Annotated in this window: 25 protein-coding genes; 11 read left to right on the top strand and 14 right to left on the bottom strand. The window is 42.3% G+C overall.

Translation table 11 applies throughout. The annotated features are described in order from the left end of the window. The first annotated feature begins 40 nt into the window (after positions 1 to 40). From B4G94_RS21110 to lipB, 4 genes are all read left to right on the top strand, one after another. On the top strand, positions 41 to 451 hold the full coding sequence (locus tag B4G94_RS21110) for a hypothetical protein (protein WP_286861751.1): 411 nt from the start codon (positions 41 to 43) through the stop codon (positions 449 to 451). Positions 452 to 626: 175 nt separating this feature from the next. Continuing rightward, the gene (recG, locus tag B4G94_RS21105; RefSeq protein WP_286861750.1) at positions 627 to 2,732 is read left to right on the top strand and encodes an ATP-dependent DNA helicase RecG; all 2,106 of its coding nucleotides are present in this window, start codon (positions 627 to 629) and stop codon (positions 2,730 to 2,732) included. Between the two features lie 550 nt (positions 2,733 to 3,282). Beyond that, the gene (gene hflX, locus B4G94_RS21100; RefSeq protein WP_286861749.1) at positions 3,283 to 4,473 is read left to right on the top strand and encodes a GTPase HflX; all 1,191 of its coding nucleotides are present in this window, start codon (positions 3,283 to 3,285) and stop codon (positions 4,471 to 4,473) included. 58 nt (positions 4,474 to 4,531) lie between these two features. Next, a complete protein-coding gene (gene lipB, locus B4G94_RS21095; RefSeq protein WP_104383646.1) occupies positions 4,532 to 5,227 on the top strand; it encodes a lipoyl(octanoyl) transferase LipB in 696 nt (231 codons plus the stop codon). 124 nt (positions 5,228 to 5,351) lie between these two features. On the opposite strand, the gene B4G94_RS21090 is transcribed toward lipB, so the two are convergent. Beyond that, positions 5,352 to 6,572 (bottom strand): hypothetical protein, encoded by a 1,221-nt coding sequence (locus B4G94_RS21090; protein WP_286861748.1) that lies wholly within the window; start codon positions 6,570 to 6,572, stop codon positions 5,352 to 5,354. 299 nt (positions 6,573 to 6,871) lie between these two features. Here B4G94_RS21090 and B4G94_RS21085 point away from each other — a divergent pair, with 299 nt between their 5' ends. Continuing rightward, positions 6,872 to 7,090 carry a DUF2683 family protein gene (locus B4G94_RS21085; RefSeq protein WP_286861747.1) on the top strand — a complete coding sequence of 73 codons (219 nt, stop codon included), beginning with the start codon at positions 6,872 to 6,874 and terminating at the stop codon, positions 7,088 to 7,090. Further along, complete coding sequence (locus B4G94_RS21080; protein ID WP_286861745.1) at positions 7,072 to 7,356, top strand: Txe/YoeB family addiction module toxin; 285 nt, start codon at positions 7,072 to 7,074, stop codon at positions 7,354 to 7,356. Before B4G94_RS21085 ends, B4G94_RS21080 begins: the two co-directional genes overlap by 19 nt. A 206-nt stretch (positions 7,357 to 7,562) precedes the next feature. Here the strand turns inward: B4G94_RS21080 and B4G94_RS21075 are convergent, their stop codons facing one another. Then, the gene (locus tag B4G94_RS21075; protein ID WP_286861742.1) at positions 7,563 to 7,934 is read right to left on the bottom strand and encodes a hypothetical protein; all 372 of its coding nucleotides are present in this window, start codon (positions 7,932 to 7,934) and stop codon (positions 7,563 to 7,565) included. 189 nt (positions 7,935 to 8,123) lie between these two features. After that, positions 8,124 to 8,537: a hypothetical protein gene (locus tag B4G94_RS21070; protein ID WP_108634728.1), complete on the bottom strand. Its 414-nt coding sequence runs from the start codon at positions 8,535 to 8,537 to the stop codon at positions 8,124 to 8,126. Between the two features lie 107 nt (positions 8,538 to 8,644). On the opposite strand from B4G94_RS21070, the gene B4G94_RS21065 reads away from it, so the two are divergent. Next, entirely contained in the window at positions 8,645 to 9,418 is a 774-nt protein-coding gene (locus B4G94_RS21065) for a hypothetical protein (protein ID WP_286861739.1), read from the top strand. A gap of 122 nt (positions 9,419 to 9,540) precedes the next feature. Continuing rightward, entirely contained in the window at positions 9,541 to 11,229 is a 1,689-nt protein-coding gene (locus B4G94_RS21060) for a HEPN domain-containing protein (RefSeq protein ID WP_286861737.1), read from the top strand. Between the two features lie 20 nt (positions 11,230 to 11,249). Here B4G94_RS21060 and B4G94_RS21055 read toward each other — a convergent pair whose 3' ends face one another. Continuing rightward, positions 11,250 to 11,462, bottom strand: a complete 213-nt coding sequence (locus B4G94_RS21055) for a hypothetical protein (RefSeq protein ID WP_286861734.1) — start codon at positions 11,460 to 11,462, stop codon at positions 11,250 to 11,252. A 316-nt stretch (positions 11,463 to 11,778) separates the two neighbouring features. Between B4G94_RS21055 and B4G94_RS21050 the strand changes: the two genes are divergently transcribed. Then, positions 11,779 to 12,327, top strand: a complete 549-nt coding sequence (locus tag B4G94_RS21050) for a YcxB family protein (RefSeq protein WP_286861732.1) — start codon at positions 11,779 to 11,781, stop codon at positions 12,325 to 12,327. A 30-nt stretch (positions 12,328 to 12,357) separates the two neighbouring features. On the opposite strand, the gene B4G94_RS21045 is transcribed toward B4G94_RS21050, so the two are convergent. Then, positions 12,358 to 12,996 carry an NAD-dependent epimerase/dehydratase family protein gene (locus tag B4G94_RS21045; protein ID WP_286861730.1) on the bottom strand — a complete coding sequence of 213 codons (639 nt, stop codon included), beginning with the start codon at positions 12,994 to 12,996 and terminating at the stop codon, positions 12,358 to 12,360. 76 nt (positions 12,997 to 13,072) lie between these two features. Beyond that, a complete protein-coding gene (locus B4G94_RS21040; protein WP_286861728.1) occupies positions 13,073 to 14,653 on the bottom strand; it encodes a Na+/H+ antiporter in 1,581 nt (526 codons plus the stop codon). Positions 14,654 to 14,838: 185 nt separating this feature from the next. On the opposite strand from B4G94_RS21040, the gene B4G94_RS21035 reads away from it, so the two are divergent. Further along, a complete protein-coding gene (locus B4G94_RS21035) occupies positions 14,839 to 15,207 on the top strand; it encodes a hypothetical protein (RefSeq protein ID WP_286861726.1) in 369 nt (122 codons plus the stop codon). A gap of 2 nt (positions 15,208 to 15,209) precedes the next feature. Further along, complete coding sequence (locus B4G94_RS21030; protein ID WP_286861725.1) at positions 15,210 to 16,625, top strand: PLP-dependent aminotransferase family protein; 1,416 nt, start codon at positions 15,210 to 15,212, stop codon at positions 16,623 to 16,625. 4 nt (positions 16,626 to 16,629) lie between these two features. On the opposite strand, the gene B4G94_RS21025 is transcribed toward B4G94_RS21030, so the two are convergent. The 8 genes from B4G94_RS21025 to B4G94_RS20990 form a co-directional block, all read right to left on the bottom strand. After that, a complete protein-coding gene (locus tag B4G94_RS21025; RefSeq protein WP_286861723.1) occupies positions 16,630 to 17,412 on the bottom strand; it encodes a hypothetical protein in 783 nt (260 codons plus the stop codon). A gap of 567 nt (positions 17,413 to 17,979) precedes the next feature. Further along, entirely contained in the window at positions 17,980 to 19,626 is a 1,647-nt protein-coding gene (locus B4G94_RS21020; protein ID WP_286861721.1) for a PepSY-associated TM helix domain-containing protein, read from the bottom strand. Positions 19,627 to 19,632: 6 nt separating this feature from the next. Beyond that, positions 19,633 to 19,911, bottom strand: a complete 279-nt coding sequence (locus B4G94_RS21015; RefSeq protein ID WP_108634718.1) for a hypothetical protein — start codon at positions 19,909 to 19,911, stop codon at positions 19,633 to 19,635. A 10-nt stretch (positions 19,912 to 19,921) separates the two neighbouring features. Then, positions 19,922 to 20,254, bottom strand: coding sequence for a hypothetical protein (locus tag B4G94_RS21010; protein WP_286861719.1), 333 nt, complete (start codon positions 20,252 to 20,254; stop codon positions 19,922 to 19,924). Between the two features lie 28 nt (positions 20,255 to 20,282). After that, entirely contained in the window at positions 20,283 to 22,700 is a 2,418-nt protein-coding gene (locus B4G94_RS21005) for a TonB-dependent siderophore receptor (protein ID WP_286861717.1), read from the bottom strand. Between the two features lie 91 nt (positions 22,701 to 22,791). Next, positions 22,792 to 23,508 (bottom strand): DUF4198 domain-containing protein, encoded by a 717-nt coding sequence (locus B4G94_RS21000; RefSeq protein ID WP_165309322.1) that lies wholly within the window; start codon positions 23,506 to 23,508, stop codon positions 22,792 to 22,794. A gap of 516 nt (positions 23,509 to 24,024) precedes the next feature. After that, positions 24,025 to 24,813: an MBL fold metallo-hydrolase gene (locus B4G94_RS20995; protein ID WP_286861713.1), complete on the bottom strand. Its 789-nt coding sequence runs from the start codon at positions 24,811 to 24,813 to the stop codon at positions 24,025 to 24,027. Positions 24,814 to 24,890: 77 nt separating this feature from the next. Continuing rightward, the gene (locus B4G94_RS20990; protein ID WP_108635106.1) at positions 24,891 to 26,318 is read right to left on the bottom strand and encodes an L-serine ammonia-lyase; all 1,428 of its coding nucleotides are present in this window, start codon (positions 26,316 to 26,318) and stop codon (positions 24,891 to 24,893) included. Between the last annotated feature and the right edge of the window lie 184 nt (positions 26,319 to 26,502).

The following is a 26,502-nucleotide window of genomic DNA, read 5'->3' as shown; positions in this document are numbered from 1 at the left end:
TTAAAATTGTCCGTTATCTGACTAAACCAAACACGCAATTATGAAAAATTTGTCAATCTTAGGTTTCACCTCTTTGCTCGCATGCAGCATGCTATTTGTGGTCTGTAAATCCGAATCTCATCTGGAAAATCCCTATAAAGAAAAAACTGAAAAAGAACTGGAGGTACTCTCAAATGAAAAATACAATAAGATTATTGCGCTGGCCAATCCAAAAGAATGTACTGATCCAGACGATTGGAAAATAATAGACATCCAGACCGTATGTGGCACCAATCATATCCCCTACCACCGTTCCGTTGATAAAACGACCTTACAGAACATGATCAATGATTATAATAAGCTGATGGAAATATACCAGCCTATGATGGCTCCAAGGATCAATTGCATTCCCTATCGAAAACCGCTTGATGTCATCTGTAAGGAAGGAAAAGCCACGATTAAGTACGAATAAACTGATTCAAAACAGAAAACTTTATGAATCTAAATGCATTGAGCGTAAAAAACAACATACCAGACCCGCGGCACAAAGCGGAAAAAATCAGTTCAATGCAGGGATGGCAAGCCATTTGTAGAAGTATATAAATCCTAAAAAATTAAATTTTTCGTATTTTAGCCATTCGAGAAGAATGGCTGAATTAAGTTTAATTACCCCAATAGAATACCTCAAAGGTGTAGGTCCCCAAAAGGCAGATGTGCTCAAAAAAGAGTTACAGGTATTTACCATTGGTGATCTGTTGACCCAATACCCCTTCCGCTATATCGACCGTACAGAATTCCACAAGATACGGAAGCTGCACCCCGATATGATGGCAGCACAGGTCTTGGGGCGGCTGGTTTCCTTACAGCTCGTGGGCGAAAAAAGGACCAAGCGCCTTGTCGGCTCATTCAAGGATGAAACCGGCTCCATGGAACTCGTCTGGTTCCAGTCCATTCCTTGGCTCCAAAAGTCATTGAAAGTAGGTTCGGCCTATATTATCTATGGCAAGCCCAGCGAATTTAATGGACAGCTGTCCATTACCCATCCCGAAATGGACCTGTACAATCCACAGGTCAAGCAGGCGGGCAATATGAGCTTACAACCCGTCTATTCCTCCACCGAGAAACTCAAAAAATTCAATCTGGACACCAAGGGCATCCAACGCTTGCAACAGACGGCCTTGGAGACCGTATTTCGGAGCATCGAAGAAAGCATTCCCCAGGAAATACTAGCAAAACATCAGTTAATTTCCCGCCAACAGGCTTTAGCCTCCATTCACTTCCCGAGCAACCAAAAGGAATTGAACCAGGCGATCAAAAGGATCAAATTTGAAGAACTGTTTTTCATCCAGCTCAAACTGCTCAACAACAAACAACTGAACACGCAGAAATTCAGGGGACAGCGCTTCAATAAAGTGGGCGAAAGGTTCAACACTTTTTTCAATGAGCGGCTTCCATTCCCGTTGACGGGGGCGCAGAAACGTGTTATCAAAGAAATCCGTATCGATACCAATACCGGCGCGCAGATGAACCGTCTGGTGCAGGGCGATGTGGGCTCCGGCAAAACAGTCGTTGCCCTGATGAGCATGCTGCTCGCAGTGGACAACGGCTTTCAGGCCTGTATGATGGCACCGACAGAGATCTTGGCCACACAGCATTACCACGGACTCAAACAGCTTGTCGGTGATGATCTCGTCAGCATCAAGCTGCTCACGGGATCAACAGGCACCAAAGAACGTCGCCTGATCCATCAAGCGCTCGAAGATGGCTCGCTCGACATCCTGATCGGTACCCATGCACTGATTGAAGACAAAGTACAATTCAAAAACCTTGGCTTCGTCGTTATTGACGAACAGCACCGTTTTGGTGTGGAGCAACGGGCCAAACTCTGGCGCAAAAATGTTATTCCACCGCATATGCTCGTCATGACAGCCACCCCCATTCCACGGACACTGGCCATGACCATGTATGGCGACCTTGATATTTCGGTAATCGACGAACTCCCGGCAGGACGTAAGCCTATTAAGACGGTGCACTTCTTTGAAAGCTCCCGCCTACGCATGTTTGGCTTTATGCGTGAGGAAATCGCCAAAGGCAGACAGGTGTATCTCGTCTATCCACTGATCAAAGAAAGTGAAAAACTGGACTTGATTTATTTAGAAGCGGGGCTGGAGAATTTACAGCGCGAATTTCCCCTTCCGCAATATAAGATCAGCATTGTCCACGGCAAGATGCCCGTTAAAGATAAGGATTTTGAGATGCAGCGCTTTGTGAAGCATGAAACACAGATCATGGTGGCAACAACGGTGATTGAAGTTGGCGTCAATGTACCCAATGCATCGGTCATGGTCATCGAAAACTCCGAACGATTTGGTCTCTCCCAACTCCATCAATTACGGGGACGTGTGGGGCGTGGGGCCGAACAATCCTTTTGTATCCTGATGTCGGGCAATAAGCTCAGCAAAGAAGGCCGTCTCCGGCTTGATACCATGGTACGTACCAACGATGGCTTTGAAATCGCCGAAGTTGACCTGCAGCTACGGGGCCCGGGTGATATCTCTGGTACACAGCAATCGGGCGTACTTGACCTCAAGATGGCCAACCTAGCCACGGATCAGGCCTTATTGACCGATTGCAGAAATACCGTGATAGCCATATTCAAAGAAGACCCCATGCTTCAAAGCGAAAAAAACTACCTGCTCCGAAGCTTTTTGGCACGGAAATCAGATGGTATTGCCTGGGACAAAATATCCTGATCACCATCGAGGCAGCATTGACCCGCTCAAATTCAAAATTAGAACGATAATTCTTCAGCACAATCCATCTGACAATGCCATTAACCACTCAGATCAATATCCAATAAGCTATTTGACGTGGTCCAGCCCTCAATAGATCCAAGGAACCTACCAAAGGTATTCTCTACCATCGTCCAAGTAACATACAACCTTTTAGAGTTCCATTCCCCTGAGACCCGATGATCAATAAAGTAAACAAACCGTCATAAATAACTTATAGGCGAACAGCGCTCAATTCATTTGTATATAAAATCAAAATTATTTATTTTTGTATCATTATGAACATGATATAGAAAATATCCCCTTCTTTTACTAGGCAAAAGATGGCGACTGACCGCTTACTTATTTGAGTTGCCCTGGTAAGCAAAAATCACAAAAAACTTATTGGATTTTCTTAAATTCACCTTTTCAAAACAACAATTAAAAGTGGAAGTATGATAAGAGACAGACGGTCGCTATGAATGAATAGCCGGACGCGCTCCATACGCTACAATATACTTAATAGTACAAAATGGCCAGAATTAAAATACACGATACAGCAATAAAACCCGAAACAGCCGTCTTGGTGAGTGTGATCACTCAGGGCGTAACGGAAGCAAAAGCGAAGGAATATCTGGAGGAACTCGAATTTCTCGTGCAGACTGCCGGTGGTGAGACCAAAGGAATGTTTACACAGAAATTAGCTTTTCCCGATAGAGCAACATTTGTCGGTAGCGGAAAACTTGAAGAGATCAAAGCTTATGTTGAAGCGGAAGAGATCGACATTGTTGTCTTTGACGATGAGTTATCCCCATCCCAATTGCGTAATATCGAAAAAGAGCTCAAACGCAAAATCTTGGACCGTTCCAATCTGATCCTGGATATCTTCGCTCGACATGCAAAAACTGCACAGGCAAAAACCCAGGTAGAATTGGCGCAATTACAATACCTATTACCACGATTGACCCGCTTGTGGACTCACTTGGAGCGCCAACGTGGGGGTATCGGTATGCGTGGTCCCGGTGAGTCGCAGATCGAAACGGATAGACGGATTATCCTCGATAAAATTTCCCTGTTCAAGGAAAGATTGAAGGCGATCGACAAGCAAAATGAAACCCAGCGCAAAAACCGTGGCGAAATGATCCGCGTAGCTCTGGTGGGCTATACGAATGTCGGCAAATCAACGATCATGAACATGATCTCTAAATCCGATGTGTTGATCGAAAACAAACTCTTCGCAACATTGGACACGACAGTACGTAAAGTCGTTATCGACAACCTACCGTTCCTGCTGTCTGATACGGTCGGTTTTATCCGCAAATTACCGCATCACTTGGTGGAGTGTTTCAAATCTACACTGGACGAAGTCAGAGAAGCAGATGTGCTGATCCATGTAGTGGATATCTCACACCCCAACTTTGAGGACCATATTCAGGCAGTAAATGAAACATTGAAAGATCTGAAAGCTTTAGATAAGCCCGTTATTACGGTATTCAACAAGATTGACCTGTACAAACCAGCCGTTGAAGAAGGACACGATGGTGAGGAGGTAAAAGTTACATTGGACGATTTCCGCAATTCATGGATGGCGAAAAACTCCGATCCGGCGATCTTCCTGTCTGCAACAAACAAAACAAATATCGAAGAGTTCAAACAAACACTTTATGATATCATCGTGAAGATGCACAATGAACGTTATCCGTACAACAACCTGTTGTATTAATTTGACTAACATGACGACGGATCGTTACTGACGATCCGTCGTCTTAAAAAAATAAGCAATGAATAAAGTGGTGCAGTTCCAGGACTGGGGACTTGTAGACTATCAGGAAGCCTGGGACAGACAGGAATCCATCTTCAAGGGCGTATTAGACGTCAAACACGAAAATCGGGTCAATGCGACAACGACAGACACACCAAACTACCTGATCTTCACAGCTCACCCCCATGTCTATACCTTAGGAAAAAGCGGGCACGAAGAATACCTGCTCCTGGATGAGAAAGGCCTGGAAGAAAAAGAAGCGAAGTTCTATAAGATCAACCGGGGCGGTGATATCACCTACCATGGGCCGGGTCAGATTGTAGGATATCCGATTCTGGATCTCGACAATTTCTTTACCGATATCCACCTTTATTTAAGGACATTGGAAGAAGCGATCATCCTGACCTGTGCCGATTATGGCGTTCCGGCTGGCAGATACCCCGGGTTTACCGGAGTCTGGATTGAACCGGATAAGCCCACAGCCCGCAAGATCTGTGCGATGGGCGTGCGTGCCTCACGCTGGGTCACCATGCATGGCTTTGCCTTTAACGTCAATACAGATCTTGACTATTTTAGCAATATCATTCCCTGTGGTATCGACGACAAGGACGTCACTTCACTGAAACGTGAACTTGGCCAAGAAGTTGATATGGAAGAAGTGAAGGAAAAACTGCGCGGACACATTGCCAGACTTTTTGAAATGGAAGTAATCTAGCAATAGAAATAATAGAAACGAACAAGGACCTGCTCAACACAGGTCCTTTTCTATTTACAATACGCTTAAGAATAGGAAATCCTTCTAAGGCACATCGCTTTATTGAGTATTTTGTTCTGGTCGGTTAACAATAATACATGCAGTCATAACGAAACAGTTTACCATCTTTAAACGTGATGATCAGTTGGCCTGCATCGCCATTTTGAAAACGGTACACATGAGGTTCTTCGACCATATTCGTAGAAATCATATCACCAAAATGATTGATAAAATCCCTTTCATCGTAGTTGGCATCCATACGTTGATCCCCTAGTGCTAAGATCTCACCGTCCGTAAAATATAGTTTATAGACTGTACCGACGATCTTCTTTTTGTAGTTCTCCTCAAAAGCCACGATCATGTTCGGGGTTTTATAAAAATAACGCGGTTCCCAGCCACATTCAGGCATATCCGGTATATCCGCTACACGTTGCATCTTCAACTGGTTCATCTGCGCATCCTTGATTTCCCCGTCGACGAGGGATATCCCTTTCCAGACAAAATGCAAGTTCAGCGTCTTCATTTTCCTTTCATACGCTTCAAAATCTGGCTTCTTATCCAATTTACTTGCCAATAACAATTCAAAATCAATATCGACTTTCGAATTTTCGATCCCATAAGCGGCATAAGATTCCTTCCAATAGGACAGGGCTTGTTTCAGGTTTTCCTCCCTCCTCCAGGCCAGCTCGCGCAATCTTCCCACCTGCACCAGTTCTTCTTCCTGATCCTTGCCCTTTACCGCCAAATAATCTTTCAGCACTTTATCGTAGGTCAGTTCAGAGCCTAAGAACTTCAATTGCACATATTCAGGATTTTCATGAAAATGATCGCCGATATACACCCAACCGTCGGTATATAAAGGAACATAATCAATGCATAACAGCTCATTGAGCGATGCGCGACGAACAGCAAGGCTTGTTGTGGTCGGTGCTTTACGGACACGCAGTTCAGCGACACGTACATAATAATGCGGGCATTGATAACCCTCGCTACCCCGATAAAAATACTGCGCAGGTTCATCTGCTGATTTTTTTCCGTCCATGAATTTCTTCAGCGGCTGCCGGTCGATAAAGCCGATATCACCGTTATTGACCTGTACTTTATATTGGGTTTGAGTCGAATCGATTAGGTAAACAGCCGCCTCGGTGGCAAATACCCCCAGACGGTCCTTTTTATTTTCCGCTTCACGGTAGAGATAGCCCCACTTGGATGTATAAACAGGCCGTTCACCCGCTGGCTGCGCCATGCTTCGGTTCACAAAACAACTGTATAGGATACAGCACAGGAGTAATACTTTTCTAAACATATAGCTTTATTTCTTTAAATAGCAATGTAGACATCTATAAAAGTCCGCTAAACCTATTGAAAACCATCGCTACGAGCAGTACAACTCAACATTTTTAGCATAACAATAGCATCTCTGATACTTAACAAAAATAGGCAAAAAGGAGGCCAATGAAATCGCTATAATCAGCTATTTCGCAAACGAAGAGCAGACCTGTTCCAATTTCAATAACTAAGTGGCTTTACTTATGAAAAATAGTTTTCGTATCTTTGCATCAAGGCATAAGTTTCACAATCACTATTTTAAACAAGTAAAACATTATGACAACAACAGTATTTTCATTTGAGCACGCTTCTAGTTCTTCGGAAAGAAAAAAAATAATTGCTGTTTTAAAAGCTCTTGGGGTAAAGAATGTCTCCGTTGAAGAAAAAGAACTCCCATCGGAACTAACACAGTTGATTGAAGAGGGAAGAAAGGATCTAACAGAAGGAAAGACAATCACGGTAACTTCCAAAAATGTATGGGACAGTATCAAATAGAACTTTCTGTGAAGGCACAAAAAGATCTTGCCCAGATCAAAAAAAGAGGAAGTAAAATCGATATGAATAAGATCGTAAAACTCCTCGAAGAACTAGAAAATCACCCTAAAGAAGGAATTGGCCTCCCGAAGCCATTACGAAACCAAGGTAATTCTGACGTTTGGAGTAGAAGACTAAATCAAAAAGATAGGGTCGTCTATGAAATCATTGATCATAAAGTTTTGGTATTAGTAATAAGTTTTATTGGCCATTACGACGACAAGTAATAAAATGCCAATTCCCTGCATAAGGCACTAGTAACAGAACTCTTTCAGCCAAATCATTAAGACATTAAGACAACATACTTCTTGCTCCAATTTCAAGCATCCAGCGACGGTACTACTGAAAGATAGTTTAGCGAACTTCCTTGAGAAAAGCTTTTAAAGCTAACAGCTGAAAAATCAAACGAGGTTTACCTACAGGGCGACGAGTTTTACTTCCGATTCAGCAGTACCACCTGCCCCTCTAAAGCGGAAATTGTCTTTTCCTGCGCTTTGATCGTCTGTTCAAGCGCGGCGACCAATTGTTTGGAAACTGACGAACTTTCGGAACCGACAGCAGCAATCTGCGGTTCGGGACTAACGGTTCCCGCGCTACGCATCATTTTACCTTCTCCCATCAATAGCCAGGCAGGACTAATATCCGGATGGCGGGTCAATATTGCAATCATTGCATCCGAACTCAGCGCTGTATTTTTCTGACTTCCCTTAAAATTGGCATAGGAAAGCCCCACATCTTTAAAAAATTCAGTTTTACTGATGCCCTTTCTTTCAGCGATCAGCAATACACGTTCTTTCACGTTCACAATTATTCTACTTTAAGACACTAACATTTTAAATCAAACCGCAAACCAAATTTCTTGATAGTATTAGAGTTTATCTCCGCAAAAGACGGCTTGGTGGTTTCTATTGATTCCAAGCAATTGAATAACTTATTCCCATGGAAATAAGAATCAACCTTCCAACTTCGAAAAAAACAAATGTCCAGTTAGAAACTATTTGTTCCGCAGCGATTCAATCTCACGCTCCAACGACAATAATAATCGCTCCAAAGATATAATTGTCTTTTCTTGAGATTTAATAGTGATATTTTGTGACGAAATTAATTGCTTTAATGCATTAATCTCCCCATTTGTGATTCTTTCCAAATCAGGTGTTAAATACGTCTCTTCGTCCTCCTTAGCTAAAACAGGCTTAAGCATTTCCCCTTCCCCCTTCAATAACCACTCCGACGAATATTCGGGATATTTTTCGACGATACTAATCAGCCATTTAGCCTGAACATCTGTATTATTCGCCAAGGCACGTGTAAATACGCCTCTACTGGCTCCAATAGCCGATTCAAACGCTGTTACACTTAATCCCTCTCTATCAGCAATAACCTTAATTCTCGTTAAAAAAGAACTCATAATCAATAATTATCAATATATAATTTGTTTTATCGAAAATTAGTGTTTAAATTAGCTTTGTCATTGATAATTATAAACACAGTATTTAACCAAAAAACATTCCTAGCATGAAAAATACGCAAAAGAAACTAAAAGCGAAACATTTTCGCTATTTAAGCAAGGATGTGGTAAAAAATCCGATGATCTACATTAGGGATTTCTACCGCTATGAAACGAATATTATTTACTGGATGAATCATATTCAGCTTTTTGTCAACGCTGCAACTGTTCCCGAAATGGCAGATCGCAATTTCGCTGAAAACGGATACCACTGTAAACAGATGATCAAACAAATTGAAGCAGCTTATGTAATTTTTCACCAATGCCAACTTCCGATACAGGATGCACCTTTAAATTTCTTTTCCACAAAAGAAGATTACCACAACTACCTATTTCGCATGGAGCATACTGTCAACGGAAAATTAGCTCCTGCGGACACGATCAGCAAGTTTTTCTCCTATCAATCGCTACAAAAATGGTATGAAACGATGGATGATATCATGCACTATCTTACCGTGCCAGATTCAGGCAACTACGAATATTTTGGAGATCAAATCATTGTGATACGAGAAATGCTTATTCGACTCGCATTCGCTCTAAGCTATATCTATGAGAATGAAGGGCTCTCTCTCACCGTCCCTTCCTATGTAAAAGCTGTAAATAAAGAGCCGCATCAGTCCACTGAAAAGAAAAATAAATTCCGGCAGTTAATAGAGGACAGTATTGATAAAAAATATGCCGAAAAAGAAGCACAGGAAAATAGCAGTGAAATAGATGAAAACCAAAGCTTGGAGACGCCAGAAATTCCTAAAAACGAAAATAGCGAGCTAGAAACGACATAGAAAAAATAAGAGTATATTATTCCATTTCAAGAGACACTCTCCGATCTCCCAATTGCTTTAAGAGCTATAAATCTAAATGGAGAAATAACAGACAAATAACTACAATACCAAACCGATCAATTATGAGCACCGAACTTACTCCAATCATCGAAGCCATCCTTCGTGCTATTGCTGTCGATGAAATCTACCAATGGACTTATACCTGCGATGGTAAGAAATATCAAATGCTGCAGATTAACCGACTGTCAAATACAGCAATTCGATGCATAGATCCTCTTGGTGCGATTAACAAAATCATCAAGAATCACCCAGACCTATACGTCAAAATACATTTCACCCATGAGGTACAAAAAAAACTCGACCAAGGATTGGTCCGTACCTATCTTATTTATCAATCAGAAAATCGCATTTATCAAAATCCGGCGCAGGAAATTCCACTCCTATTACCTCAATATACTCCAGCTGAGATTATCGAAAAAACCAGATCATATATCGACCAAGAGAAAAGTAAAATCAGATCGTTTATAGATGGCCACTTTTTCTATCTGGATAGTAAGAACCATGCACACGCAGCCTTTATGCTCCATCAGGCCATCGAACTATCTCTAAGAACCGCAGAAAAGCTTCTCTTAAACGATGACAGGAAATCACATTCGCTTAGAGGCACAATAGGATATCTCAAAACTTTTGATTCTAAATTGGCCAAACTAATTGACAGCGAAGATGAAAAAAAAGCACTCGAAAAGATTGACGACGCTTATATTGGTTATCGCTACAATCAAGATTATACGATCGACGAAAGCTTATTAGAAACAGCTTATCAAATTGCTATAAACGCGTTAAACTGGATCTACGATTATTCCAATCTTTTATTCGAAGAAATCAGGGAACAACTTACTCCAAAACAGATCGAACACGGGGAAATTGAAAAATTCAAAAATAACGTTGCTATTTACAATAAAAATCAATACAACAGCAATTATCGCGACTTAATCTTAAATATTCTAGAGCAACACTGCAGCCCTTCCTTAGTTGCATGCTTCGGTTATCATTCTGATCGACATCAATATAATAGTTTACTCCAAAACAATAAAGAAGACCAGATAACGCATGTTTACTACCTCTTTATTGCGTTTGACAACCTAAAGACGGACCTTGCCAACCTACAACAAAAGACAATGGATCTGCTGCCGAAAAATGTTTCGCTGACCTTAGTGACGGAAGAAACAACACACTTCATCAAAAAACTCTCCAAGGGGCATCCTTTCTTTCTTTCCCTCGTAAAAGTCGGTGATATCTGGTATCAAAATGCAATAGTTGAAAACTTAGCACTAGACAGCATCGCAGTTCCTCAACTTGACTTAGAGTATGCACGCAAGCAATGGCACAATCGCTATAATAATGCCCGTTGCATCTACTATGCTTTTGAGGATAATTGGACTTTTAGCGTTGAGGCAGGATATCATTCACTATCACAAGTTTTAGAACAAACCTGTCTCGGCGTTATCAATACAATTCTTCAATACAAACCTCAATCTGTAGGTCTTCCGTTTTTAATGAACCTCTGCCGATTAATTGTTCCCGAAGCGCATGCGACCTTTTGTCTGAACAATACTGATCATATTAAACTCTTTAAAGAAATTGTCAAAGCCCAACAGGAATTTAGATATAACGCTAACTATAAAGGGGATCCATCCGCTATTATCAGATTACAGGAACTTACAAAGCTGTTTATCGAAAGATGTAACAAAGAGATGGAAGATTACTTTGAGAAAATCTCGAGCGCTATTCTGGTCGAGAAAATAGAATAAAGTTTAAGCGTAGAGGCCGTCTAGATTTTTTTTATATCTTTCCAATCTCTTGCAGAAGATTTTCCATCTAAAAATTCCTTTTGGGATTCTTCAAAAGATGCAATTTGTTCAGCAGAAAAAGTATTTGTCCCAGACTCCTCATTAATTTGATATTTAATACCAAAACGATCAAGAATCTCCCTTAGCACCTTGACATCCTTCTTATTCGATATTTCAGCAGTAATAGTAGTCATTCGTATAAAAATTAAACACTTAACTCAAATATACGATTAAATTTCCAAAATCTATTTGCGAGCACAATACGACTTTTACGTATACAAACCTCATTCTATAGGGATGCCGTTTTTTTAATGAGTCTCTGCCGATTATAAAGGAGACCCATCCGCTATTATAAGATTACAGGAACTTACAAAGTTGTTTATCGAAAGATGCAACGAAGAGATGGAAGATTACTTTGAAAAAACAGTAATCTGTTAAAAAGATATGTCAAATAATTTGCAGATAGTCGGAAATATTCCGATTATCTCACCAATTTAATACATTTACGTTATGAAAGAACTTCAACTAACCCTTTCCGAGCAAGATCAACTGAATGCATTGCTGTTTAGCATGTCCAAATCACCCCAAATAATTAAAGCACGCAAAAAATCACGATTCATGTTTATGCTGCTCATGCTGATACTCGCCATCCCGTTTTTCTATTATGAGCCCCTATTGGCAATCTTGATCATCGTAGTCAGCGTGGTCGCCTTTTTGTTCTTTCCCAAATATCTCGGAATATACTATAAACGCTATTTTAGCAAATATGTCAAAAGCCCAGAATTTCAAAACCGTATCGGCATCCCTCATACCATCACTTTTGAAGATAATTATCTTCAGATCAAAAGCACACAAATGGAGTCCAAATATCAATACGATCAGTTTGAATATATGACCGAAACGGACTTCGCATTTTTTATCAAACTAAAAATGGCCGATCAACTGTTTTTCCCAAAACAGCAGATCAAAGATACCGCCGAATTTAAAGCTTTCCTGACAGAGCTCAGCCAACGCCTTCATATCGCCTATCAGGAGGAGCTGGACTGGAAATGGAAATAACGGTCGAAAGACCTTATATCCATCCGTAAACTAAGCCAAAGCTCTGATATCCTTGATTTCCAATATATTTTTTACATTGTCCCGCTCCACGGCATGAATCATTGCCCGCCCCAATTCATGTAGGGACAACACCACTGAAGGGGCAAAGAACTTTATAATCTTGGCAACAAATGAAAATGGATTGGCATGCTTCTGTCCCGCGATGGTCGTCATACCGCCCGGCCGGAAATTGTATTCCTTCTTAAACGGCAATTTCGCAAGATCATTTTCCGTCTTGCCCTTCACCCTTGCCCACATCATCCGTCCCTGTTCTGTACTATCTGTACTCGCTCCGGACACATAGATAAAGCTGATTTCGGGATTGATCTTCAACAGCGATTTTGCAAAAGCCAATGTCGTATCATAGGTAATATAGCGGTACTTATCTTCTTTCATGCCAACTGAACTGACACCTGCGCAATAAAAACAGGCATCATATCCCTTGATATCCGTCTCAACTTCGGACAGATCCATGAAATCTTTAACCAAAAGTTCTTTTAACTTTGGATGTTGTATGTCAGCAGTACGACGTGATATACTCAATACCGCCTCTACCTTATCATTTTGAAGACATTCCATTAAAACACCTTCTCCGACCATCCCTGTGGTCCCTGTTATTATAACTTTCATCGCAATTCAGCTTATGTACCAAGCCCCGAGGGCTACAACTATTATTATTTATCCCGATCAATGGGATACCATGGCATTATATCATGCGCAAGCGCTCTTCCTCCAGGTCAATCTGATAGAGCTGCGCACGGACAATATCCTCATCGATCGTCGATTCACTATTCAATTTTTCAAGGTATTCGCGCTGTACATCCAAAAGCTCAATGAAAATCACTTTCGTACGTTCGCTCATCCACGAATCATCCGCAGCATTGACCTTTTCCTCCCAATGTTTCAAAATCCTTTCCATTGCCTCCCGATTATGTTCTTCTTTCTCATATTTATCTCTGAGGAACTGATAAACATGTTGTTTTAAACCTTGCTTCATCTGCTGTTTGGCAACCTCTTCGGGTGTCTCAGCAAGCACGGCATCAAAAAGCTTCGTTCGCTTGATCAAATAGGGTAATGTGAGTCCCTGAACCAAAAGGGTAGAAAGAATGACGACAAAGGTGATAAATAGAATCAGATGCCGCTGTGGAATCACGGTACCATTCATGACCAAAGGAATGGAAAGCGCCGCCGCCAGGGAAACTACTCCCCGCATCCCTGTCCAGCCCAATAAAAGTGGCATAAAGAAACGCTGTCTCGGAGACCGCGCCCTAGGTGCCACACTTGGACGGAAGATAAGTGTCGCGATCATCGCAGCATAGGCGCTGATCACGCGGGCAAGGATAAGGACTGCTGTCACCAACAGACCATAACCGATCGCCTCCCGCAGTGAGGTCCCGTTCGCACGCAAACCGGCCACAATTTCGGGAAGATCCAGACCGATAATAAAAAATACAATGCCATTCAAAATAAACACAAAGCTCTCCCATACACTCAGTCCCCGCACCCGACTGGTACTGTTCAGAAATTTAAGTCGCTGATTGGACATCAGGAGACTTCCCGCAACGACCGCCAATACCCCCGAACTGTGAAACTGCTCGGCAATCCAATACATAAAGTAGGGCTCGATCAAGGTAAGCGCTATATCCGATGGCGCATCTGTGGGTAAACGTTTATGCGCCTGAATAAAAAACCAGCCCAACAGAACACCGATACCTACTCCACCGACCAACATCCAGATAAACGACACTGCTGCCTCCTGCCATACAAACTGCCCCATCCCCACAGCAATCAGGGCAAAACGGACAATAATTAAGGAAGAAGCATCATTCAGCAGACTCTCTCCCTCAAGGATCGCAGAAGTAGATTTTGGAACTTTCACAAACTTCATAATGGCCCCGGTACTGACAGCATCCGGGGGAGAAACAATTCCGCCCAGCAGAAAACCCATCGCGAGCGTGAAACCCGGAATATAATGATTGGCAACCACCGCAACGGAAAGTGCCGTAAAGAAAACCACCAAAAAGGCAAAACTTCCAATAATACGCCACCATTTTTTCATCTCCTTGTACGAAATCGACCAAGCAGCCTCACACAACAAAGGCGGGAGGAAAATCAGAAAAATAACATCTGGATCGATCCTGACAACGGGCAAGGTTGGAATAAAGCTAACGATCAGACCCGCCAAAACCAATAGAATGGGATAGGCTACCCGAAGTTTCGTAGCCAGCATCTCTAGCAATACGATGGCCGTGATCATGGCAATAAATAGCGGAAACAAGTTATGCATAGGTTGTCATAATTTACTGGTCTTGAGACATATTATTAACTCTTGTAAAGATCTTAAATGGAAATTAAAAACCGCCTACTCCCGGTCATATTTTTTACTTTTTCATCTGTACCCTAATTTCTATATGATTCTGTACCTTAAATACAGCCTGTACCCTTCCTAAATTAGCAAAAAGATTTATTGCCATGTCGACTACAACACTTCAACCGTATTCCATCAGAGAGGTCGACCTCTCTGATCTATCCTTACTAAAAAAGGTACAGCATACTGTGAAAAACAAAAGCCTGTTGCACATGCCTTTTCTACTGCTAGCTCAAAATGAGTCAATAGCTGCCTTTTCCTTGGCTACCGTCTCCGAAGACAATAATCTTACTGTTGAAATTTGCTACGGTACCGACGTTCCAGAAGAGCTGTCAAACGTATTTAAGCACAGAGCGCAGACTTATTTTGAACAACAGCTATTGACCATGTTTGGTAGTGAAGAATCGTTAAAAAGGGGAATCCGTCATTTCCACTATTGGGTAAATCCAAACGTAAACAGTAAATTAGCATAAGCATGGAGCAGCAACAATTATATAAGAAAATTGCGAACATCGTAGAGAACCAGATCAAAAACGGCTCTCTGGCCTACGGCGACCGTCTCCCCTCCGTTCGTAGTGCGCAGAAACTTTATAATGTGAGCTTAAATACGGCAAAGAGTGCGTATATGGAGCTCGAGAGCCGGTCTCTGATCGAATCCCGACCTAAATCTGGCTTTTTTGTCAGCCTGGCCGGACAGCGCCGGATGTCCATCCCTTCTATCTCAACGTTTAAAATTGATGAGAATAAGCAGGATCCTGCCGCATTGATCGACAAGGTATTCCACTCCCTGGAGGATAAGGAAATTACACGATTCTCTCTTGGATTGCCAAGCCCCTCCTTGCTTCCCATTCAGAAACTCAATAAATGTATCCTGGAAACGGTGCATGAACTACACGATTATGGCGATCAGTACGGTCAAGTGCAGGGTAGTCCGACTTTGCGCAAAGAGATTGCCAAATGGTCGCTCGTACTGGAGGGAAAAATAAGCGACGAAGACCTGATTATCACTTCGGGTGCCATGAATGCGATTTATAGCTGCCTACGCGCAGTCACCAAACCCGGAGATACCATTGCTGTGGAAAGCCCCCTCTATTTTGGCTTTATACAAGCTTTTCAGGTACTAGGGTTAAAAACCATTGAGATCCCAACTCACCCCATTACGGGCATTGAACTGGACGCCCTGAAAAAAGTGATCCATAAAATCGATGTATGCTGTTTTGTTTCCAATTTCAGCAACCCCCTGGGGGCGCTGATGCCGGATGAACATAAAAAAGAGCTTGTCAAACTCCTGGCTTTCCATCATATCCCCTTGATCGAAGATGACCTTTATGGGAATATTTATTTTGGAACCTCCAGACCTAAGCCCTGTAAATACTTTGATGAGGAAGGCTTGGTCATGTGGTGTGGATCTGTTACCAAGGTATTGGCGCCAAGTTTCCGGATCGGATGGGTCGAACCCGGACAGTACAAAGACAGGATTCTCAAACAACGACTGGTCCAGACCATCTCGCAGCCCGCGATCTATCAGGAAGCGGTGGCCAAATTTCTGCAGATCGGAAGGTATGACCATCACCTCAATACCTTTAGAAAGAAGCTGTATAGCAATTATATCAACTTCAGAAACAGTATCGAGACCCATTTTCCTGATAATACAAAGATGTCGCAACCCGAAGGTGGCTTTGTTCTCTGGCTGGAAATGGATCCAAAAATTGATTCAACGGTACTCTATGATTATGCGCTGAAACAGAAATTGAGCTTTGCCCCCGGCCGAATGTTTACCCAGCATGATCAGTTTAAAAACTGTATCCGGCTGAACTATGCTGTTGACTGGAATGATAAAACAGCACATGACCTGATACGATTGGGACGTTTCTTTAAAGCCGTTATCTAAGCTATTAATCCCAGTCTACCTCATCATCATCGCCCGGTAAAATAGGCGGCGGCAATTTATCGGATTTTTCGTCAGGAAATATGGTTTCCTTACCCTCACGGATCAGGAATGCATCGAAAACTTCACCGGTCATCAGGGTACTATTATTGGACATAAATTCGTCACACCCATCAGGGCTCGTCAGCCAGCACCTTACTGTGCCCAGACATAAAATAACGGCATCTTTACAGTCCTCCAATGTGAAAGTAATGCCACGGTCCACTTTGTGATCTTCTTTTCTTAGCTCCAAGGTTTTGCTAACATGGTAAAATATAGTATGGCGATCATCTAGTTGAATCACCACACAATATATTTTTATGTCTATTTTAGCTAGCCTTTCATGAATTAAATCAAATTTACGGAGACCTGCCAAAGGGAGCTGAACCCGAATTCGTTGCTGAGCTTCATCAAAATGTGCAACTGGGTGATTCATAAAGAAGTTGCTCCAGCTGACCCGTTTGGAGTACCGGAAACCCTTCAAGGGGAGTACTGATCCATATCCAAGCCGTAAGCTTCCGAGTTCGTGCTCACGGTCGTTGCGTACAGCCGCATAAAGTGCATTCTGTAACCTGAGGTAGGTCGTACGTTCACAGGCGGCTCGTAGCATAGGTTTTAAAATCTGATACAAACGACTTGCCAGATTACTGTTGTACGTAAAATCGCGCCCCGTTAACTTGCTGTTTTCACTCAGATCATAAGCATCCCCTCGCTTGCGTTCTTTTTTACCCGTGCCGGAAGATTTCTTCATACTACTAAGTTAAATTGGTATACTTTAAAACTACAATAATCGTATGAATTAAACAACAGCTCCTTTAACAACACATAAGACCAATATAACTTAGCGCAATAAAGCCCCTTCAACTGCCTTAAAGTCCCCTCAAGTCCGTTCAAATGCCAACAACACTCGGGTACGTTCCGCACCTGCTTCGCACCAACTTCGGGACTGCTTCGGGATTGCTTCGACATTTGGTCGGGGCTGCTTCGATAATTCATCGGCAACAAGGCAAACAAGAGTCGAAGAACAGTCAGACCAATCCCAACGCTGTCCCGAAGCAATAGCAATGGAATCCCGAAGGATCACCGAACAAGGTCCGAATAGCTATCGAACAAGAGACAGCAAACCAGCGCAAGCGCCTTACCTGTCCAGTACTGCATTTCCTCGCAGATTGTACAAAGCGAAAAGTACTTTACAAGTGCTTCAACCGTACCCTATATATGCCTAAAGGCTGCTTGAACAAAGCAGCCTTTAGGCATATATTTTATCTTACGAAATGTGCATTCCGCCTACCCATCGGATGAGCATAACGGATTCTAATTACTGAATTTTCTGAAAGAATTTTTTTGTCTTATAAAAAGCTAACAGCCCGATGATACCGATCATCAACCATAGAAAATCGACAATAAATAAATCACGTTGACCATCAACAAATGTTTTCCAAAGCCAATTATGTGTTACCAAACCATTGGCGAGTGGAACAATAAATGCGAGAATACTGCCAACCAAAAGTGTTTCGCGATTTGTTCTTCTTATACTTCGACGAACGATATAATATAGCGAAAGAACTAACCAAGCATAAAAATAGACCCGATAGATAAAATCCTGGTCTACTTTGGGACTGATCTTGATCGCAATAAATGTAATTGCCGTAACCGGGAGCATCGTCAGACAAATCGCCGTAAAGATGTTAGCCGCCCAAAAGTTGAATTTACGTTTTCTTGGTATAACATTGTTTTTATTCCGTGCCACGAGCCAGATCAGAATTCCCGAAATAATAACCAGGCATCCCATTACGCCCAGGATAAAGTAAATCATTTTGAGTGGGTATCCACCATAATCACCATAATGCAGGCGATAGATTATACTTCTGACATAGTCTCCATAGCTTGTATCCGTTAACGGTGATTTCTCTTCAACAATTTTATTATCTGTAACCTTCACCGTCAATATACCGGATCCTGCAAAGCTGCGGTTAAAATGTGGTTCGAGTTCCATGATAACATGCATATTCGAATCCGCATAGTTTTTTACGACAATACGTTTAAACTCGCTTTCTGGCCATTTTTTCTTTGCTAGATCTAAGAAAGGCGCAATTTTCACATCCGCCGGAGAGGGTTTATAGCTATACGGATAATTATCATGAGCAGTTACGCCGATATCCTGATACATTTTTTGCTGTTCTCCATTGTAAAGTAATTTGCTGAAAGGGAGAACCAAAACAGCGTTGACAATTAGAAATGTTCCTGTAACGGCAAAAATAAACTGGAAAGGAAACCCAATCACTCCTAGGGCAGTGTGCATATCCGTCCACACGGTCTTCCACTTACTAAATGGTCTAAAAACAAAAAAGTTCGAAACCAGCTTATCCCAGTGCAACAACAAACCTGTTATCAATGCAAACAAGAAGATAAAAGCTGTAATACCGGCAACGAGATATCCAAAAGGCGCAATACCCACACTGATAGGCACTTGATTGAGCTGCGCCAAAAAGTGCAGGCGGAATAAAAACTCGCCCATATCATAATTCTGCGTATAGTCACCTGCTGTTTTATTAGCAAAATTGTACATGAAATTCTTCGAATCGTCATCGCCCCCTCTACGTCTCCGGCCTTTCTTCTTTTCCGCTTTCTGTTCAGGTGTTATCTTCGACAAATTTTCCTTGTTTAGGACTGTATCGTTTGACGCCGTGTAACCAATATAGGCAGAAGTCCCCTCCCGATGCATATAGAAGTTGATATCACGTCCATGGAGGTTGGTTTCCCCTTTTAGCGAATCCAGAAGCTTGTCAAAGCTTTGATGGTTTTCCTGATATGTCTTGTACGAGACATTATTTTGCCAGGCTGCGATCTCATTTCTAAAAAATGCAAATGAACCTGCAAAAAATATTACATACAGCAGTGCACAGATGATAATACCACTGATGGTATGGGTATTAAAATAGATGTTATAATTTCTGTTGTTCATGACTGATTACATCTTTAACAAATAAGGCAACGAAAAAACCGAAGCCAAGAGTAGATAAATTCCCCATATTTTCCATCCGCTTTTGGAAAGAAAGGCAAGGAGCATCAATACTGCCCAAAGGAGATAACCCGTGATTCCGGCAGTCATAACAACATCCTTTTTCTCAAAAATAGCTGTCAGCAATACATGGAAAGAAAGCATAACAATATACCCGCCGATAAATCCGGCCGTTATTTTCAGAAACCGTTGAAAGGGCGAACTCAGGTATTTTTTATTTGCTGGCATAAAGAATCAATTATGATATCAAAAATTCGACACAAAGACTGGCAGCATACAGTCCGAGGACATGGTAGGCTGTTAAATAACGATACGGATTCAATAAGACCAATAGGCTCATCATGCACATGACATAGGCAAAAAAAGCAAAGAATCCAGCGCCAAATCCCTGTACATAAAGGATTACCATAAATGGTAAAAGGAGCAACCCGATACTCAAGATACGCACAGACTGAGTCTGTGCGCAAAGCTTTTTCAGCCACTCCGGTCTATGCTGAAACTTCACTTTTTTACTGCTGTTGTAAAAGAGGTAAGCTCCAATAAGTACGATTACTAAAAGTGTGCTATACATCGGATAAATGATTTATAGAATCGCTTAATTAAAATTTGTATGTTATACCTAAACGGAAATTGCGTCTTGCCTCAACGATGTAGGAGTAATAATCTACTTTACCCACCTTCTTCATTGCTTCACTCGTTCTGGTAATAGACCCCGCAGTCATTAACTTCCGATTGTCCAGTAAATTATTAACCATAAGCGAAATATTATAACGGCTACGTTGGTAGCTAATACCGCCATCCGTACGTAAGTAGTTCTTAAAATTAGATTCTTTCGTGGTGCCAATAGCACGGTCAAACATGCCCTGAACACTACCGATGAAGCCAACACCTTTCAGTGGCCCTTGCTGCAAACGATAGGTCACCCAGGCATTCGCGGTATGTTTTGCTGTATTGGGGGTTATATTTCCTACGCTCTCTGCTCTTGTATCCTTGGAGATTTTCGAATCCGTCAATGCATAGTTTGCATTGACATTTAATCCTTTCACAATTTCGCCGGTAATATCAAACTCTATTCCTCTTGTTTTTGTCTCACCCAATTGTATTTGAAATGTAGTACCACCCACAACATGTGAAGGATCCGGATCGGGAACTGTCGCATTTTTTCGTTTGATTTCGTAAGCACTCAGTGTGGAAATCCACTTTCCGCCGCCCCATTCCTTTTTCACACCAGCCTCCAAGCTGTTACCCCGTATAGGCTTGAAAACATTTCCTTCCCAGTCGGTTCCCGCTACAGGTACAAAGGACTGATCAAACAATGCATAGGCACTTGTTGAAGGAGTAATCAAATAGTTTACCCCCACCCTTGGGCTCCAGACCTTGTCCTTTACCGGATCTGCACCTGTTTTTGAAACCACACTGGATGTAGTAAAGCGCAACCCCAACGATAATTTTAGACGATCCTCAAGGAATGCCATCTCATCATGCACATAAAAGGACGTATAGGATGAAGTGGTAATATAATTTTGGCCTTTGGCGCGTTCCTTAACGCTCAGGCTACGGTCTACTTTTGGAAAAACGGATTCAGGAATACCATACACCGGATTGTAAACATTAAGTGGATCCGCAGGGATCGAATCTAATATGGAGCTAAAATCTCCCCAGAATTTTTTATTACCATAATCCACACCGGCTAAAATCCGGTGTCTAATACTTCCTGTCCGCTCTTCACCATTAAGGGAGAGCTGTCCAAATTTATTTTCACCATGCTCATCAGCTGTACTATAGTATCGCGGCATATCCCCATTGGCTGTCATATAGTTCAACCAGGTACTGGTTGCTTTCATATCGAAATTAAAATATGCAGCCTGGGCATGGAATTTCCACTTTTGGTTAAGTTTTCGATCAAAATAGAGATAGGCACTATGATCCCTCAGCTTGCCGGGTGCCATTCCCGGATCACCATAGAAAAAGTCGTTGGCAATATCCGGATCAGCAAATCCCTTGGGCGAGAACGTATAGTTTCCGTTACTTAGGTATGAAGATCCCTGAAAGGTATATTCTGCCGTTATTGAAGTCAGTGAATCGATATTATAAGTTAATACTGGCGCGACGACAAGACGATTGCTATTATTGTATTTGGTAAAGAACTTCTTTTTCTGGCCCGCAACGTTCAGGCGATAAAGCAACTTATTATTTTTGGTGATCTTTCCATCCAAATCCACGGCTCCACGGTACAAATCAAAACTTCCGGTATTGAGTGTCACCGAACCTTTGGTATGGCCTGTTGGCTTTTTCGTTACCACATTGTAGAAACCTCCCGGTTCGCCACTGGCCAGCATAAAGCCAGCCGGCCCTTTGACAAACTCGATACGCTCGATCATGGATGCATCCTCCGCTGTAGGACCCCAGGATGCTTCGATGTTCATACCATTACGGAAGGCTGGGATCTTGGATCCGCGCATACGGATATTGGCATACTGATTATCCCAGTGCCCCTGACGTGTTGCCCCACTGATATTACGTGTAATTCCGTCAACAATGTCAAAAACCTGTTGATCCGCCATCAGATCCGAAGAGATGACCTGAATATTTTGTGGCAGTTCCAAAATCGGCGTTTTGAGACGCAATGATCCAGATATGCTGTCAAATTTATAGTTTTGATAGTACTTCCCGTAAACGGCCACTTCATCTATGGACTCCGATTGGTCACTGAGCTTGATCTCGCCCAGATGATTGTTCTGATCTGTTAAAATTGCTTTAAAATTATGCTTGCTGTAACCAAATGCTTTGATTTCAATCGAATAGGTATTCGGAGCAAGTTTATAAAATACAAAGTGTCCGTCACTGTCGGTGCTCGTGGTCACACCTGTATTTGATAATTTGATTGTTGCGCCAGAAATAGGTTCGGATTTTTCATTTACAAGGATCCCTTCAATCTTCAATTTGCTCTGGGCCTGAGCCATCGAAAAAATTGAACTGATCATCGGGACCGCCAAAAAAGATAAAGTTTTGTTCATTAGTGTTTCAATAGTAGATATGTAATAAAGGATGGATTCATTTAAATTTGGGATTTAGCATGAATCCATCCGAGTTGTAGGTATCAACGATTTATTTTACTTCAAAAAATGTTGTGCTTCCCTGCCAGGACGAAGCGTAAGGCTTCCCGCCGTGCTCACCTGCTTTTTCAACAAAAGTACTTGCTTCAAGCACATAGGCTCCTGACCATAGTGCATCGAATGTAACCACACCATTGCTATCGGCTACAAATTCTTTTCCCCAACCTGTGGATGAAAAAACAGATACTTTGGCATTGGGAACGACTTTTCCTTCACTGGTAATCTTCGCCTGCAGACTGGCACCTTTTTTGGCATTGGCTGAATTCTGTAGCTCAACCTGAAGCGGATTTTTTATCGCGCTATAGTCCAATTTGCCTGATTTGCCAACAATGACGGGTACTAATGATGAAAACTCATATTTCGTCTGCCCACCCAAGTCTTTGGGGGCTTTTACGACAGATAAAAAGTAGGTTCCCTGTTCAGCCGGTTGGAATGAACCGCTAAAATGATCTCCTTTATTGGTCAGTTGTACCTGCACAGGCGCCTTTCCGGGCGCATGCAACAACAGGGTAAAATCCTTCACGTCCGAATACCATTTTTCAATGGGATCTCTTTCATTGGTTACATATTCACCATAATAGACCTTGATCTCATGCGATTGGTTAACTGCACCATAGGGCGCTGATTCTATCCAAAGTGCGTGCGCATAGCTGCTGTTACAGTAAAACAATACTGCAAGAAATGTAAAAAGCGAAACTAAAATTTTCATAATATGTTGATTGATGCGTATAGTTCTGCAACTTATCAGGAAGGTTTCTACTCGTCAAAAACGAGCGTCAAACGAATAAAATCATTAAAATTCGCTATCTTTCAAGTCCTTCCTTGTCCTTTATCGGAAGCAACTGAAGCAGTTAACTGCTCCGGCCACCTACAGACAGTTGCCGCTGCCTGTAGATTTTTGCCATGTAATAGATTGCCGTCTATTACATGGTATTTGCCCCGTAATCAACCTGATCATAGCTCTAAAACTATTTAGACTGATTAAAAACAGAGCAAATATAAAAGGAATTCTTTGGATATCAAGGATATTTTACATTTTTCGCAGATCGTATTGGATTTTCCCTCCGAGGTATCGCCGACCTGGCCCACTAAAACCACAAAAAAGCAATACATCCTGTCCTGCGCTTGTCATTCAGCCATACAGACAGATGGCAAGTCCATTTATACAAATCGGTATTGTGAGAAGAGTAGCGGGGGTTTTGTCTAATGCCCGGCATTAGGGAGGTTAAGAAAGGGCGGCCTCTGCACTGTTGATATGGGCAATATCAAATAATTCTGTTTCCTGATAGCGCGTAGCCACATGAAGCTTGATATGCTCACAATGGGGCTCGAATGTTGCATGAACAAGGTCGACCGTATTATTTTCACCGGAGAGGTGTGTTAAAATTAAATGTTTGAGGCGATCTGTCCTATATTGCTTAAACAGTTCGACGGCAACGCGATTGGAGAGGTGCCCCCATCCGCTGCTGATCCTATTTTTCAGAAAATAGGAATATCGCCCGGTACGTAGCATATCCTCATCATAATTGGATTCCAACAGGAGGATATCTGAATGCTGAATCACTTGCTGTACGTTTTCGCAGGGTCTTCCAATATCCGTCAATACACCAATATTATGAACACCATCCGAAACAAGGAAACTACAGGGTTCTTTTGCATCATGGTATTTGGGAATTCCATAAATCTTAAGTCCACCGATTTCAACTTCCTCATTTGGCGCGATGATATGAACCAGGTGGGAAGGTAAATGCAGGCGGGATCCGTCATAGCTCCCTCTGGTGATATATACGGGTAAATTGTACTTTTTGGCGAAAACAGATAATCCGCGAATATGATCTGAATGCTCGTGTGTGATGAAAATTGCTTTGACCTGGGTAGGAATAATACCCAGATTATACATCCGGAGGTGAATATGCTTGCTGTTGATACCGGCATCGATCAAGATGGCCGAATCATCCTTGGCTATATAATAACAGTTTCCATTACTACCGGAGGCTATCGCACAGTATTTCATTCGCGTATACTAATTTATGAGCGTATTTTTGTTCAACTGCGTCAAAGATACGAAAAACAAAAACACGCAGTAAGACCTTAACATTCTGGCAAACTCAATGGAATATTTACCGCCAGCCCCCCGTCTGCTGTTTCTTTGTATTTGGCATTCATATCCAAAGCTGTTTCCCACATGGTTTTAACAACAGTATCCAAGCTTACTTTGGCCTTATCAGGATTAGATTGCAGCGCCAGCTGAGCCGCAGTAATAGCTTTTATCGCTCCCATGGTATTCCGCTCGATACAGGGGATCTGTACCAGCCCGCCGATCGGATCACAGGTCAATCCGAGGTGGTGCTCCATCGCAATTTCTGCCGCCATCAGTACCTGACGTTGTGATCCACCCAATACCTCGGTTAAAGCACCGGCAGCCATGGCTGAGGATACGCCAATCTCTGCTTGACAGCCACCCATGGCCGCCGAAATTGTCGCATTCTTTTTAAAGATGGATCCGATCTCCGAAGCCGTTAGAATAAACTGAACGATTTTATTTTCCCGCATGCCATCATGGAAGGTAATAAAATACTGCAAAACAGCCGGTATAACACCTGAAGCACCATTGGTAGGAGCTGTAACCACACGGCCGAAAGAGGCATTTTCTTCATTGACGGCAAGGGCAAAACAACTCACCCAATCCAGGATATATTGAAAATTCTGTCCGCCTTCACGAATCGCCATCACCCATGATTCATAATCCTGATAGCTCCGGCCCTGCATCAATTTTTTATTTAGTTTCGCCGCCCGGCGCTCTACGTTCAAGCCTCCCGGTAGCGTCCCTCCAGTGTGACAGCCCCGGTAGATACATTCATAGATCGTCTTATAAATATTCAGTACACCAGCGACTGTTTCATTTTCCTCACGCCAAGCGCATTCATTTTCCAAAACAAGTTCCGATATTTTAAGCCCTGTTTTCATCGTCCAGTGCAGCAGTTCCTGCGCGGTATCTACCGGAAAGGGAAGATCTACTTCGGACAGAACACTCTCGGTATCATTTTCCTGCACGACAAAACCGCCCCCTATGGAATAATAGGTCTCGGTAATGGCCTTACCACTTGACAGAAAGGCCTGAAATGTAACGGCATTTGGATGGAAGGGCAAACTCTCGGTGTACAGGAAAAGAAGATCCTCCTGATAGGAGAACGGAACGGTACGTTTACCGGCAACTTCCAGCTGGCCTACGCTTTTGATATGGGCCACCTTTGGTGTCACACGGTCAACATCGAAGGTAACGGGGTCGTCTCCACTCAAGCCTAGCAGAACAGCAATATCCGTACCGTGGCCAGCACCGGTTTTGGCCAAAGATCCATAAAGCAAAATCTTGACCTGCTCCACCTCATTCAATACACCTTTTGCCTGCAGGACATGGGTAAATTGTTGGGCGGCACGCCAAGGCCCCAAGGTATGCGAACTGGATGGTCCGATACCAATCTTAAACATATCAAAAACGGATATTTGTTCTTTGCTCATAATCTCAATTGTTGCGGTTAGCTCATTTTTCATAGCTTTTGTGAAAACCGCATCTAAATTAGCACAAATAACCGTACAATGTTACCTGTATTTGCATTATTATCATTTTGAAAACCAAGCTGACATTCTTTTAACAAGTATCCAACAAACATCTTACATTTTTTAGCGAAAAAGTAAGAAATGC

The organism is Sphingobacterium sp. UBA7625 (assembly GCF_002484085.1).
Taxonomy (GTDB): domain Bacteria; phylum Bacteroidota; class Bacteroidia; order Sphingobacteriales; family Sphingobacteriaceae; genus Sphingobacterium; species Sphingobacterium athyrii.
Note: the sequence above shows the minus strand (reverse complement) of the source record. Positions and strands in the feature narration are given on the sequence as shown.